This window comes from Pigmentiphaga sp. MLSB6-MA01 (assembly GCF_058793475.1).
Map to the genome: position 1 here is coordinate 225,993 of NZ_JBXAFV010000001.1, position 13,313 is coordinate 239,305.

General features: G+C 66.0%; 13 protein-coding genes and 1 pseudogene. 7 read left to right on the plus strand and 7 right to left on the minus strand.

The annotated features are described in order from the left end of the window. Positions 1-615 carry a DUF937 domain-containing protein gene (locus AC1Q6E_RS01170; RefSeq protein WP_296554638.1) on the minus strand — a complete coding sequence of 205 codons (615 nt, stop codon included), beginning with the start codon at positions 613-615 and terminating at the stop codon, positions 1-3. A 136-nt stretch (positions 616-751) separates the two neighbouring features. After that, on the minus strand, positions 752-1,540 hold the full coding sequence (locus tag AC1Q6E_RS01175; RefSeq protein WP_152794049.1) for an EcsC family protein: 789 nt from the start codon (positions 1,538-1,540) through the stop codon (positions 752-754). A 170-nt stretch (positions 1,541-1,710) separates the two neighbouring features. Between AC1Q6E_RS01175 and AC1Q6E_RS01180 the strand changes: the two genes are divergently transcribed. Next, the gene (locus AC1Q6E_RS01180) at positions 1,711-3,309 is read left to right on the plus strand and encodes an MDR family MFS transporter (protein WP_152794051.1); all 1,599 of its coding nucleotides are present in this window, start codon (positions 1,711-1,713) and stop codon (positions 3,307-3,309) included. Beyond that, entirely contained in the window at positions 3,306-3,752 is a 447-nt protein-coding gene (locus AC1Q6E_RS01185) for a MarR family winged helix-turn-helix transcriptional regulator (protein ID WP_296554639.1), read from the plus strand. The genes AC1Q6E_RS01180 and AC1Q6E_RS01185 overlap by 4 nt, the downstream gene beginning before the upstream one ends. Here the strand turns inward: AC1Q6E_RS01185 and AC1Q6E_RS01190 are convergent. From AC1Q6E_RS01190 to cynR, 3 genes are all read right to left on the minus strand, one after another. Then, positions 3,749-4,201: a Fur family transcriptional regulator gene (locus AC1Q6E_RS01190; protein ID WP_152794053.1), complete on the minus strand. Its 453-nt coding sequence runs from the start codon at positions 4,199-4,201 to the stop codon at positions 3,749-3,751. The two genes, AC1Q6E_RS01185 and AC1Q6E_RS01190, sit on opposite strands and share 4 nt — an antisense overlap. A 1-nt stretch (position 4,202) precedes the next feature. Beyond that, the gene (locus AC1Q6E_RS01195; protein WP_492572059.1) at positions 4,203-4,799 is read right to left on the minus strand and encodes a PadR family transcriptional regulator; all 597 of its coding nucleotides are present in this window, start codon (positions 4,797-4,799) and stop codon (positions 4,203-4,205) included. Positions 4,800-4,903: 104 nt separating this feature from the next. Beyond that, positions 4,904-5,791, minus strand: coding sequence for a transcriptional regulator CynR (cynR, locus tag AC1Q6E_RS01200; protein WP_492572060.1), 888 nt, complete (start codon positions 5,789-5,791; stop codon positions 4,904-4,906). Between the two features lie 115 nt (positions 5,792-5,906). On the opposite strand from cynR, the gene AC1Q6E_RS01205 reads away from it, so the two are divergent. Then, entirely contained in the window at positions 5,907-6,374 is a 468-nt protein-coding gene (locus AC1Q6E_RS01205; RefSeq protein WP_152794058.1) for a nucleoside deaminase, read from the plus strand. A gap of 22 nt (positions 6,375-6,396) precedes the next feature. On the opposite strand, the gene AC1Q6E_RS01210 is transcribed toward AC1Q6E_RS01205, so the two are convergent. Continuing rightward, positions 6,397-6,990, minus strand: coding sequence for a TetR/AcrR family transcriptional regulator (locus AC1Q6E_RS01210; RefSeq protein WP_296554644.1), 594 nt, complete (start codon positions 6,988-6,990; stop codon positions 6,397-6,399). Between the two features lie 99 nt (positions 6,991-7,089). Between AC1Q6E_RS01210 and AC1Q6E_RS01215 the strand changes: the two genes are divergently transcribed. The 4 genes and pseudogenes from AC1Q6E_RS01215 (at position 7,090) to AC1Q6E_RS01230 (ending at position 12,651) form a co-directional block, all read left to right on the plus strand. Further along, a complete protein-coding gene (locus AC1Q6E_RS01215; protein WP_492572061.1) occupies positions 7,090-7,830 on the plus strand; it encodes a 3-oxoacyl-ACP reductase family protein in 741 nt (246 codons plus the stop codon). Between the two features lie 7 nt (positions 7,831-7,837). Then, on the plus strand, positions 7,838-9,415 hold the full coding sequence (locus AC1Q6E_RS01220) for an MFS transporter (protein ID WP_296554646.1): 1,578 nt from the start codon (positions 7,838-7,840) through the stop codon (positions 9,413-9,415). Between the two features lie 614 nt (positions 9,416-10,029). Next, on the plus strand, positions 10,030-11,187 hold the full coding sequence (locus tag AC1Q6E_RS01225) for an STY4528 family pathogenicity island replication protein (protein WP_492572062.1): 1,158 nt from the start codon (positions 10,030-10,032) through the stop codon (positions 11,185-11,187). 601 nt (positions 11,188-11,788) lie between these two features. Beyond that, positions 11,789-12,651 (plus strand): annotated as a pseudogene (locus AC1Q6E_RS01230) (phage integrase N-terminal domain-containing protein). 146 nt (positions 12,652-12,797) lie between these two features. Here AC1Q6E_RS01230 and AC1Q6E_RS01235 read toward each other — a convergent pair. Next, entirely contained in the window at positions 12,798-13,307 is a 510-nt protein-coding gene (locus tag AC1Q6E_RS01235) for an ATP-binding protein (protein WP_492572063.1), read from the minus strand. Positions 13,308-13,313 lie beyond the last annotated feature (6 nt).

Below are 13,313 nucleotides of genomic sequence, written 5' to 3' on the forward strand. Positions count from 1 at the left end.
CTAGCGCCGGCCGCCCAGCAGGCTGCCACCGATCTTGATCAGGTCTTCCAGGCCCACCTGCCCGTCGCCATTCTGGTCGAGCAGCGATCCCAGCAAACCGCCGCCCAGTCCGCCCTGCTCGCGCGCGGCATCGCGCTCCTGCCCCAGCGTGCTGCCCAGGCTGTCCGCCGTCATCCCGCCCGACTGCACGCGCTGCGCCAGGAAAGCCATGACGATGGGAGCGAGCATCTTCAGCAGATTGGCGGCATTGCCGCCGCCCAGGCCGGTGGCTTCGCCCAGCCCGGTTTCGGCGCGCTGCTGGCCGGCGCCGAAGATGTGGCCGAGGATGGCGCCGCCGTCCGATTGCGCCCCCGGATTGCCGCCGCCCAGCAGCGACCCCAGTATGCTTTCCAGGCCGTTGCCCGAGCCATGGTCCTGCAATGCGCCGAACAGCGCCTGCGCGCCCTGCGGCTGGGCCGAGTTGTTGCCCATCGCCCCCAGCAGCAGGGGCAGCGCGGCGCCAACGGCCTGCTGGGTCTGGGCGGTATCCGTGCCCAGCTGCTGCGCGAGCTGCTGCAGGGGGGCGCCTTGCAGCTGGGACATCAGTTCGTCTGACAGGGAAGTAGAGGCGTTCATGGCGATTCTCGCTGAAGACGCCGGCGCAGTGCCGGCCCAGGGGCCATCGTAGCTCGCCCTATCCGCGCGCGCATGGCATTAACAGACTGATACGACTTGCGCGGACGATTGTTTCGATCGAACGGCAAGAGGACCGTCAGCGCCGCGGCAACGCGAGATACGCCTCGCGCACGGCCTCGGTCCCATGGACCCGCTCCAGCCGCCGCACGGTGAAGTGGCCCCGCCCCATGTCCTGGAAATGATCGATGAACAGGGCATTGATCGCCCCGCCCCCGATGGCTCCTATCATCGGCACCGCCTGGGCCAGCGCCTTCTCGGAAACCGCGATCGAGAAGCGCGAGGCGACCTCGGAGATCAGCCGGACCAGCGCCGGCGCGCTGCCCTTGGCCGCCCCGTGCTGCGCGAGATACTGGCTGGCCGAGGCGATGGCCTGCGCCAGCGCGGCGCGGGAGGCGAAGTAACCGGCGTCGGCCGCATCGTCGGCCTTCGAGGAGCCTCCCAGCGCCAGCACGTGCAGGCACTCCAGCCGCGCTTCCGGCGTCTTCAGGTCTTCGCCCTGGCTGCGGGCAATATCGGCGATGGAGCGCAGCATGATGGTGGTCGAGATCGGCAGTTCCACGGCCAGCCCCGCCATGCCGAAAGCACCGCCCGCGGCGCCCGACGCCCCGGCCGCCAGCTTGTGCCACCAGTCGGCGGCGGCGGCCGGACGGGTCGGGTCCATGGTCTTCACCGCCACGTCCAGCGCCTTGCCGATGGAGCGGCGGGCGATGTCGTCGATCATCGAAGACACCCGGTCCGGCAGCGCGGCCAGCGTGCGCTCGATCGGCTTGCCGGCCAGCCCCGCGATGCGCGCGGCGATGCCCGGGTGCTCGAGCAGATGCCTGGCGCGCGCCAGTTCCTGCAAATCGGATTCGGAAAGCGGCATGGAAAATCCTCGAAAGGCGTCCGGACCCATGGGACCGGACCAGATGCCGGCGGGTTCTGGCCCATGTTAAACAAAAAAGCCCCCACCGCTTGCCGCTGCGCGGCGGCGCTGCCCCCGGACATCGCGGAGGACTACAATCATTGATCAATCAATGATTCCGGCATCTTCCCATGTCCACGCTTCCCCAGCATTCCGAAGGCCAGGTGCTGCCCTTCCGGCAATCGCTGATGGCCGTCCTCGGCATGTGCTTCGTCATGATGATGGTCGCCATCGACCAGACCGTCGTGGGCACCGCGCTGCCTACCATCGTGGCCGAGCTGCGGGGATTCGACCTGTACGCGTGGGTCGCCACCGCCTACCTGCTGCCGTCCGTCATCACCGTGCCCATCTTCGGCAGGCTGGGCGACTACTACGGCCGCAAGCCGTTCGTGATCGCCGCCATCTTCGTCTTCACGCTGGCCTCGGTACTGTGCGGCGCCGCCACCAGCATGCTGTGGCTGGTCATGGCGCGAGCCTTGCAGGGCATAGGCGGGGGCATGCTGGTGGGCTGCGCGTTCGCGTGCATCCCCGACCTGTTCCCCGAACCGCGCGTGCGCCTGCGCTGGCAGATCATCGTCAGCTCCGCCTTCGGCATCGCCAATGCCATCGGCCCCTCGCTGGGCGGGGTGATGACGGAACAGTACGGCTGGCGCTCGGTGTTCTACGTCAACCTGCCGGTCGGCCTCCTGGGAATCCTGTTCGTCGCGCGTTTCCTTCCGCGCATCCGCCATCACACTGCCGGCAAGATACAGCTCGACTGGCCCGGCGCGCTGCTGATCGCGGTGGCGCTGGGCTGCCTGCAGATGGTCGTGGAACTGCTGCCCAAGGGCGCCGGCTCGGCCACGGTGCTGCTCCTGGCGGCCGGCAGCCTGGCCGCGTTCATCGGACTGTATGTCTGGGAACAGCGCTGCCCCCAGCCGCTGCTGCCCATCGACATGTTCCGCAATCCGGCCCTGGCGGTGCTGTTCGTGCTGGCGACGCTGGTGGGTTTCATCATCTTCGCGCTGATGTTCTACGCGCCGCTGCTGCTGCAGGGCGGCTTCGGCCTGTCGCCCCAGGAGGCGGGCCTGCTCATCACGCCCATGGCGGCCTGCATCACCGTGGGCAGCATCCTGAACGGCCGCATCATCAGCCACATCGACAAGCCCAACCGCATGCTGTACGCGGGCTTCTCCACGCTGGCCCTGGCCTGCCTGGGGGTCGTCACCACCCACCACGACACGCCGCACGCGCTCTTCGCGTTCTACATGTTCCTGGCCGGCATAGGCATAGGTTTCACCATGCCCAACCTGACGATCTTCGCCCAGCACACCGCCGACCGCACCCACCTGGGCATCGCCACCGCCACGCTGCAATCGACACGCATGGTCGGCGGCATGCTGGGCACGGCCATCGTGGGCACCATCGTCTCGCACAGCTACCTGTGGCGCGTCACCGAAGTGCTGCAATCGGAGAACGCCCTGCAATGGCTGCCACAGCTGCACAACCCGCAGGTCCTGGTCGACCCGCAGGCGCAACGCTCGCTGGCCGAGCAACTCGCCCAGCACGGCGGCCAGGCGGCCGAGCTGCTCGAACACGTGCGCGAAGCCCTGGTCTCGGGCATCCACAACGGCCAGATCCTCGCGGTGTTCATCGCCCTGGTCGGACTTTGGCTGGTGCGGCGCGTGCCGGCCATCCAGATCGTACGGCCCGAAAAGGGCAAGCGGCCGGCTTCCGAGGAAGCACCGTGAATCGCGAGCAACGGGGCCTGCAGGTCATCCAGCGCCTGGGCCAGACCTACCGCGCCATGCAGGCCGGCTTCAGCGGCCGCATCGGCCATGCCCTGCCGCGCTGGCGCATCCTGCTGACGCTGTCCGAACACGGCACCTGCCCGCAGAAACTCCTGGCCGAACGCTGCCGGCTCGACCCGGCATCGCTGACGCGGCTGCTCCATGCCCTGGAACAGCTCGGCTGGATCGCACGGCAGGTGGACGCGCAGGACAACCGCCAGACCAACGTCAGCCTGACGGCGGCGGGACAGGCGGTGGTGGACGAGGCCATGCCGCGGCGGGCGGCCTTCTTCGACGAGGTCCTGCAAGGGCTGCCGGAGAAGGAACTGGATGCGCTGTTGCGGGCGCTGGAGACGTTGGAGGAGAAGTTCAGGCAGGCGGCCACGCCGGACCAGCCCGCTTAGGCGGGGGCATGCGGCGGCCACGCCTGGCCGCGATCGATACGCTCGCCGTACAGTTCCAGCCTGACATCCCGCAGCCGATATCCCAGCGTCTCGGCCTCCGCCTGGTACCTACGCACCAGATCGGCCTCGGGCAGTTCCACGATTTCGCCCGTATGGACGTCTATCAGATGCGCGTGCAAGGCGCGCTGCGCCAGCTCCCAGACGGCCCGCCCCTGGGTGAACACATGGCGCCGGACCATGCCGCGATCATGGAACTCCTTCAGGATGCGATAGACGGAAGACAGGCTCAGCGCCGGGTCCGCCTTGCGGGCGCGCAGGAGCAGGTCTTCGGCGGTGGGGTGGTCGGATGCCTCGTCCAGCGCGGCGAGCACCGCCCGCCGGCCCCTGGTGGCCCGCATGCCGGCCAGGGAAGGCGACGGCCGGGCGGTCTGGCTGTCTTGCGCCGCCATCTCAACCTCCGCTGATGTCCCGGGCGGCCTTTTCCAGAACGTCCAGCACGCGCCGGGTCTCGGCCTCGTTCCAGCCGCGCGAATGGAAAGCCAGCGCCGCGCGCAGCGTGTGCATGGCCTGGTGCACCGAGCCCGGCATCGCACGGCCGGACATCGACTGGGCGGTGATGTTCATCCGGTTCAGCACCGCGTCGACCATGGGCTGGTTTTCCTGCAGGAAGGCACGGCCTTCGTCGGTGATCTCGAACGACCGCTTGGCGCCTTCCATGCCGGCGGTGCGGATGTGCCCCTGCTCCTCCAGCAGTGTCAACGTCGGATACACCGAACCGGGACTGGGCGCGTAGACGCCGCCGAAGCGCTGCTCCAGTTCCTTGATCAATTCATAGCCCGAGCTGGGACGTTCGGCGATCAGCGCCAACAGCACCAGCCGCAGGTCGCCCGGGCCGAAGACGCGCCCGCCCCGGCCGAAACCGCGGCCGCCGTCCCCGAAGCCGCCCCGGCCCCGGCCATCCATGTCGAACGGATCGCGGCCGCGATGGCCGCCCCGTCCCGCCATCCACGCGGGCCAGGCGGCCCATATCTTGTGAGGGTGAAACATGTTGAATACTCCTTCGATACAGTTAAACGATATATCGTTTGTATGTATCGTATAGAGATTCTTTTTCGTATGCAAGTCCTTCGCGAGGCCCTCCAGCCACGCTTTCACCCGTCCCCGCCCGCGCCATGTCCGAGCGCGAGCCGGACGAATTCACGCGCCGCCGCCGTCTGATAGGCGCCGCGCCGTTGCATCAGCACCGCGGTCCGCTCCAGCAGGGAGGGCGCAAGCGCGATCGACGCGAGTCCGTCCCGGCTGCTGGCGATGGTGGCCGGCAGCAGGGTCGACAGCGACGTTCGCCGCACGATTTCAATGACGGCGCCCAGTGAATTGGCTTCCATCAGGACGCGGGGCCGCAGGCCATGCCGGCGGCAATAGCGATCGATCTGCTCGCGGGTCGCGAATTCAGCGGTCAATAGCACCAGCGATTCGTTGTCCAGCGCTTTGAGCGCCATCCGCCGCCGCCCGGCCAGCGGGTGCCGGCTGCCGACTACCAGCGCCAGCGTCTCCACCAGCAGCCGCTGCGCTGCGATCTCGGGCGAGCGCACTTCCTCGAATCCGATGCCCACGTCGTATTCGTCGTCCGCCAGCAGCGCCTCGATACGCTCCTGCGGCATTTCGCGCAGGATCAACGAAACATTGGGGTGGCGGACATGAAAACGCTCGACCAGCGGCCCGACCAGATAAGAGGCGAAGGTGGGCGTGACCGCCAGGCGCAGCGCACCCCGGCTCAGGTCGCCCACGTCATGGATGGCGCGCCGGCCTTCCTCCAGATCCTGCAGGGCCTTGCGGGCGTACCTGAAGTAGACGTGGCCCGCATCCGTAAGCCGCGTCGCGCGCCCCGTCCGGTCGAACAACTGCGCGCCCAGCATCTCTTCCAATTGCCGGATCTGCTGCGACAGCGCCGGCTGCGAAACATGCAGCGCCGCGGCGGCGCGCGTGAAGCCGCGATGCTCGGCCACCGCCAGGAAATAGTGGATGGGTCGGAGCAGCATGACGGATCTCCATAAGCTGTAATTATCGAAAAGATAATAAATCCGTCTTTTATCTTATTGATCGTCCAGCGTAAGCTTGACGCCGGACGATCCGGCTCTATAGGGAGAAAGCAACATGAACATGCCCGAGCATTTCCTGCGCATGGCGGTCGATCTCGCCCGCAAGAACGCGGAATGCGGGGGCCGCCCTTTCGGCGCGGTCATCGTCAGGAGCGGTTCGGTCATCGGCACGGGCGTCAACCAGATCCTCTCGTGCGCCGACCCCACCGCCCATGCCGAGCTGTCCGCCATCCGCGCGGCCTGTCGCGCGCTGGGCTCGCCGCGCCTGAACGGCTGCGTGGTGTACGCCAGCGGACAGCCGTGCCCGATGTGCCTGGCCGCGATCCACATGACCGGCATACGCGAAGTCGTCTACGCCTACTCGAACGACGATGCCGAACCCTATGGACTGTCGTCCGCGCCCGTCTACCGCGAACTGGCCCTGCCGCTGTCCGAGCAATCCGTGCGCATCATCCACTATCCGATCACGCCCGCGCCGCAGCTGTACGATTCGTGGCGGGCCGCGATGGTCGAACGGGCCTGAAGAACCTGGCGATCGACGTGCGCTACCTGGGCCAGATCGCCATCGCGGCGCTGGCCACCCGCTCCAGTTCCGCGCGCCGGGCGCCATCCCGCGCCTGCAGCGACATGCCCTGGACAACGGTCGTGAAGTACCGGGCCAAGGTATCCAGATCGATATCCGGCGACAGTTCGCCGTCGGCCACCCCCTGCTCCAGCCGTTCGCGCACACGCAGGGTCGACGCCAGCCGATGGGTCCGCAGGAACGCTGCCATTGGCTGATTGGCCGGCGTGCAATTGGTGGCCCCCAGCACCACGAAACACCCCTTGGGCTTGCCCGGCAGCGTTAGCGCCGTGGCGGCGGCCATCAGCATGCCCTCCACCGCCGCCCGCGCGGTCTTGCCCTCGCGCAACGCCAGATCGGTCATCCCGCCGTCGGTGTGGCGGTAGCGTTCCACCGCCTCGCGGAACAACGCTTCCTTGCTTCCAAAGGCGCCGTACAGGCTGGGCGCGTTGATGCCCATCGCCGTCGTCAGGTCCGACAGCGACGTGCCTTCATAGCCGCGCTCCCAGAACACCTCCATTGCCCGCTGCAAGGCCGCGTCGCGGTCGAAGCCGCGCGGACGTCCCCGGTCAGCCATATCGCACCTTTTTTGTAACGATCAATAAAAAATTCCTTGACGCTCCGTAAAGAGGTCGAGGATCATTTTATAACGATCATTACGTAAATGGAGCACAGCATGTCCCGATTGTCAGGAAAAGTGGCCTTGGTAACCGGCGCGAGCCGTGGCATCGGCGCGGCCATCGCGCTGCGCCTGGCGCGCGAGGGCGCGGATGTGGCGATCACCTATGCGAGTTCGCCGGACAAGGCCGAGGCGGTGGCCGGCACCCTGCGCGAGACGGGCCGCCGCGCCGTGGCCTTGCGCAGCGACAGCGCCGAGCCCGACGCCCCCGCGCAGGCCGTGGCGCGTGTCGTGGAGGAATTCGGCCAGCTCGACATCCTGGTCAGCAACGCCGGCATCGGCTACTGGAAGGCGCTGGAGGATTTCACCATCGAGGAATTCGACCGCGTGATGGCGGTGAACGTGCGCGCGGCCTTCACCGGCGCCCAGGCCGCGGCGGCACACATGCGGCAAGGCGGCCGCATCATCACGATAGGCAGTTGCAACGCCGATCGCGTGCCGGCCGCCGGTTCGACGCTTTATGCCATGAGCAAGTCCGCGCTGGTCGGCCTGACCAAGGGCATGGCGCGCGACCTGGGCCCGCGCGGCATCACCGCCAACCTGGTGCAGCCCGGTCCGATCGACACCGACATGAACCCGGCCGACGGCGAACGCGCGGACGGCCTGCGCGCGCTGATGGCGCTGAGGCACTATGGCGAAGGCGAGGATGTGGCAGGACTGGTCGCCTATCTGGCCAGCGCGGAGAGCCGCTTCATCACCGGCACCGCGCTGACCATCGATGGCGGCTACAACATCTGAGCCGGACATGGAAACGACTGCCAAGACCACCCGCCATCCCGAGACCGCCGGCAAGACCGTCGTCCTGGCGGCCGTATGCCTGGCGGGACTCATGATGCCGCTCAGCTTCACCGGTCCCGCCGTGGCCACTCCCGCCATCGCGCGGGAGCTGGGCGGCAGCCCCGTCGCGCTGGCCTGGGTCGTGAACGCCTTCGTGCTCGCATTCGGCAGCTTCGTGCTGGCCGCCGGGACGCTGGCCGACCGGTATGGGCGCAAGCGCATCTTCCGCCTGGGCGTACAGGGCTTCACCTTGCTGTCGGCCGTGACCGCCTTCGCGCCCGACCTGATCCTGCTGGACCTGCTGCGCGGCGCGCAAGGCGTCGCGGCGGCGATGGCCATGGCGGGCGGCGCGGCCTCGCTGGCCCAGGAGTTCGATGGCCCGGCGCGCACGCGCGCCTTCAGCCTGCTCGGGACCACCTTCGGCGTCGGCCTGGCCTTCGGCCCCATCTGGTCGGGCCTGTTGATCGAACACTTCGGCTGGCGGGCCATCTTCTTGTCCGGCACGGGCATCGGCCTTCTCGTGCTGCTCGCCGGCGTGCCGCGGATGCGCGAGACGCGGGACCCGAACGCGCGCCGCATCGACGGCTGGGGAACATCGACCTTCACCGCCGCGCTGTGCTGCTTGATCTTCGGCATCGTCACCGGCCCCCAGTACGGCTGGACGAGCCCGGCGGTGCTCGCCTTGCTGGGCGGATCGCTCGCGCTGCTGGCCGCGTTCGTCGCCATCGAGCGGCGGCAGGCCCGTCCCATGCTCGATCTCTCGCTGTTCCGCTATCCCCGTTTCCTCGGCGTGCAACTGCTGCCGCTCGCGACGGCGGTCTGTTTCGTCGTGCTGCTGATCCTGCTGCCCATAGGTTTCATCGGCGTCGAAGGCTATTCCGAAGTCCAGGCCGGGCTGATGATGATCCCGTTGTCGCTGCCGATGGCTGTCGTGCCGTTCCTGGCCGGGCTGCTGGCGCGCAGATATTCGCCGGGCATCCTGTCCGCGGCGGGCCTCGTGGTGGCCGCCGCGGGCCTGCTGTGGCTGGCCGCGATACCACTGGGGCACCAGTCCACGGCCATCGTCTGGCCCATGCTGCTGATAGGCATGGGCACCGGCCTGCCATGGGGATTGATGGACGACCTGTCGGTCAGCGTCGTGCCGAAGGAGCGCGCCGGCATGGCCACCGGTATTTTCTCGACCATGCGGCTCGCGGGCGAAGCCGTCGCGCTCGCGGCCGCGGCGGCGCTGCTGCTGGCGCTGACGCAGTCGGGACTGGCGCATGCATTGCACGAACCACGCGCCGTGGCCGCCATTCCGGCCATCGCCAACGATATGGCGGCGGGCGCATTGGAACATGCGGCCGCGCAACTGGGCGGCGACGGCCGGGCGCTGCTGGTGGCGGTGTACGCCGACGCCTTCCGTGCCTTGCTGCTCGTCCTGGCGGCACTGACCCTGGCCGGGGCGCTGGCGGCCTGGCTGCTGCTCAGGCCCGGCGCCTACCGCGCCGGCGCCCTGACACAGCGAGACCCCGCACCGGCGTCAACAGGCGGTCCGACGACATGACCGGGACGGTGTCCGAGTCCACGGCGGATGATGAAGCGCCCCTGTCGCCGGCTGCGATCATCTGGCCGGATTGAAAACGGCCTCGATATGATGCCCGTCCGGATCAACGACGAAAGCAGCGTAATAATCCGCGCCATAGTGCGGCCGCAAGCCAGGCGCGCCGTTGTCGAGGCCGCCGTGGTCGAGCGCGGCCGCAGGTCTTCCCAGACCCGCACGTATCCAAGCGGGGCAAGCACCGCGTCATAAAACGCGGCCGCCCGCGCGAGATCGGAAACGCCCAGCGATGCGTGGTGGAGCATGTGCGTTTCCTGGGCGGAAAAACCGGTCAGACGTTGATCACACGTTTAAACGTTGATCGGTCGGCAAAGGGCCGTAAATGCTAGGTTTCGCGGGGAAATCTGGCCACAGCCTTTGCGGGAATCGCTGGAAGTACCCCCAGTTGTACCCCCATAGGGGTATCGGGATGATAGATCAGTCTGGATGCCGGTGCCAGCGCTGCGGGTAGCCGGATAAAACGGTTACGGCGCAGACCGCATTGTTGGCTGACGCATGGAACGGTACGCGATGAGATGCAGAGGAACGGGCCGCTGTGGCCCAGACCTTGGAGAACCCTCATGGCAGACCATCACACCCGCCACAACCCGCTGGGGCAAGATGCCCTGTTCACCACGCCCGCCTCGCTCATGCTCGATGCTCGCCTCACGCCGCTGGAGCGCAATGGCTGGCAGGTGCTGCGCATGCTGCGCTCTGCCGAGGGCATCAGCCCACTGGCGAACCTGGGGCAGTTGCGCCGCTATCTCACCTCTACCCCGCTGGGCCAGCGAGCCGGGTACGAGACGGCCCGGCGCGTCCTCGTTGTGCTTCGGCTGACGGGGTGGATCAGTCAAGTGAGCCAGCAACGCGATCCTCTCACCGGCCATGTGCTCAGTGAGCTGTATCAGGTTCACGAAAGCGCCCTGCACTTCCAACAAGCCTGCGCGCTCGATGCCAGCCTGTCCGCGCTTCTGCAAGCCTCCATCGGCCACGAAAACAACCAAGTGGATCGGGTGGCCGTCCACATTCAGGCAACGCTGGCGCAGGCACCTGAAGCCGCTTCCATTGCGGCCCACAATCAATTCCGCGATGACGATGATTTGCCCCCGACGCCGCCGTCGCAGGCGAGCGAAGCAGCCGACCCACTGCCATTGCCTAGCGATTCCGCTGGCAGCACGCTTGTTCCGCAACAGACCGAACACGCCTGCCACATGACGGCTGAGCAGGGCAGTACGTATAAGACGTATATGTATAAAAAAGAACGTAGGTACCGCGCGCACGAAGGCAACGGTGATTCGGCATCGCAGTCGGTGAGCTTGCCGCCTTGCCTGAGCAATGCCCAGGCAGATCAGCAAAAGGACGTGCAGGCCGCCTTGCGGCGGCTGCCGCCGCAGCATCGCCAGGAAGTACTCGATGAGTTGCAGGCACGCAGCCAGAGCGGCACCGTGCGCAATGTCGTGGCCTACTTCTTCGCCTTGGTGAGGCGCGTTTTTGCGGGCGAGTTCCGTCTGTGGGCAGGACGTAAGGAGATGTCTGCCACCCCACGGACTGCCGAGAATCGGCCTGCAGCTCCACCGCGTACCGAAGACCGCCCAGAACCGACTGCGCAACCGGCATCGCGTGAAGCCGCCCTGGCGCACATCGCCAACATCCGCAAGATGCTGAATGCCCCGACGAACGCTGGGGATATCGCAGAACAGGCAATGCAGGCCAGGGGATGGCTACCGCATCCTGCGTAGCAAATGCTGCGGCGAAATGGGCCGTCACTGCCAGCCGCAGTGACGGCCCCGCACACGCTAGCAACAATGCGGGTGAATGCCGAATCCTATTGCGTGCGGCAGACATGATGATGGCCGCCCTACACTGCCCGGGCAGTTGCCAAGACCGATGGGCCTCATACATCGGCAACCCTAACAGCGCAGATTCCTGCAAGCGCTGGCCCCTGAGGGCGGAACCACCCCAGGTATGCCCAGGCTCCGACCGCATACCGGCCCTACCCAAGGGCAGAGCCCTCTTCGTCTGTTTGAACTCATCCCTACCGCGCCACCTGGCGCGCTGTCCTTTGCGGCAATTCCTTGTGTGCAACGCACAGAGCTTCCGCTGCATTTCTCATCTCATTCACTTCATAGGAGAACTCGTCCACGTTCGCATCACTTTCGTCTTGTAGTACCTCCGTCCGGGCTTCCAACAGGGAGCAAGACGGACGCCTCATTCGAGGCTCTGGTGTCTCCTGAACACCATGCCCTTGCCCTCACGGGATCTCGCCTTGGCGAGTTGGCACCAACACTAACCATTGATTTTCAGGACAACGCAGCACGACGCTTTGCTTGGAGGCCAGAGATGGACGACTTGACCTACACCCTGCGGCAGCTATGCCAGCGCAACCGTGACGGTAGCCACGCCACCCAGGCTGACAGGCAGCGCTCGATGAGCCTGGCCGCTCGCCAACTGCGCGAAGCGGGCTTCCGCCAAATGCGCGCCAACTCGCTCAAGGGCAAGCATGTCGAAGCCCTGCTGCAACGCTGGCAAGCCGAAGGCCTGTCCACCGGTACATTAAAAACCGTATGGCGCATCTGCGCTGGTGGGCCGAGAAGGTTGGCAAGGCAGGCATCTTACCGGCAGACAACACCAAGCTGGGCATTCCCGAACGACGCCATGTGACCAATGAAAGCAAGGCCAAGGAACTGGATGACAGGCTGGACCGCATCACCGATCCTCAAGTTCGTATGAGCCTGCGTTTGCAAGCAGCTTTCGGTTTGCGGCGGGAAGAGTCCATCAAGTTCCAACCCCGCTATGCCGACCGTGGCGACCATATCGCCATCAAGGGATCGTGGGCAAAAGGTGGTCGTGATCGGACGGTGCCAATCACGACGCCGGAACAGCGTGCGGTATTGGATGAGGTCCATCGCCTGTCAGGCCTGGGATCATTGATTCCGTCGCACAAGACTTACATCCAGCAGCGGCATGTCTACGACGGGCAGTGCAAGGCGGCGGGCCTGAGCAACATGCACGGACTGCGGCACCGTTATGCGCAGATGCGGTATGAGGTGCTGACGGGATGGAAGGCGCCAGCAGCGGGTGGCCCTGGTAAAGCTCAGCTCAGTAGCAGTCAGAGAATGAGTGACCAACACGCTCGACAGCAGATCAGCCATGAGCTCGGGCATGAAAGGCTGAAAGTGACGTCGATCTATCTGGGTACCTGAGATTGGGTACCAACATCCCCAAGGCTCTCATGCCTCTCTCAAAGACTCGGCTCCCGGACTTTTAAATAGAAATAACTCATTGATTTGTATGAAATTAAATAAAAATCTCTCTGCAACCCTCTAATTTCTCTCTGCAATTTTCTCTGTCAGCCGCGAGCAAGGGCAGTATCGGAACCGGTGTTCACGATCACCCCATGGCGGCGCAGCCTGGTCAGCAGGCTGCTATCCAGCCCCAGCGAAACCAGGCTTTCGCCCGCGCGGGCATAGTAGTGTCCCTTCCAGGCAATCGGGATACCCTGCGGCGCAGCAGGGATCTCAAACATCAACACGCGGCCATCGGTGTGTTCCAGTTCATGGATTTCACGGAAGGTGATGCGAGGTTCCGCATTTTCCGCAACCTGCATCTTCAGCGAATGCAAGCGTTCGGATTGCAGGCGGTAGTCCGTGCCGACCACGCGACGGGTTTTGCTGTTCACGCCGAACACCAGCCAGTCGCCATCGCTTCCGCGCAGGTTGGCTTCGTTTGCTAGCGCAGAGAAGTACTTGCCGATATCGTCGGTGCTGTAGTTATCGCCAGCCTGCTTGAATTCCACCACCTCGTTTTCCCAAGTAGCGACCAGGCTGTCCAGCCGTTGGCTCAAGTCTGGTTGGGTCATCGTTTC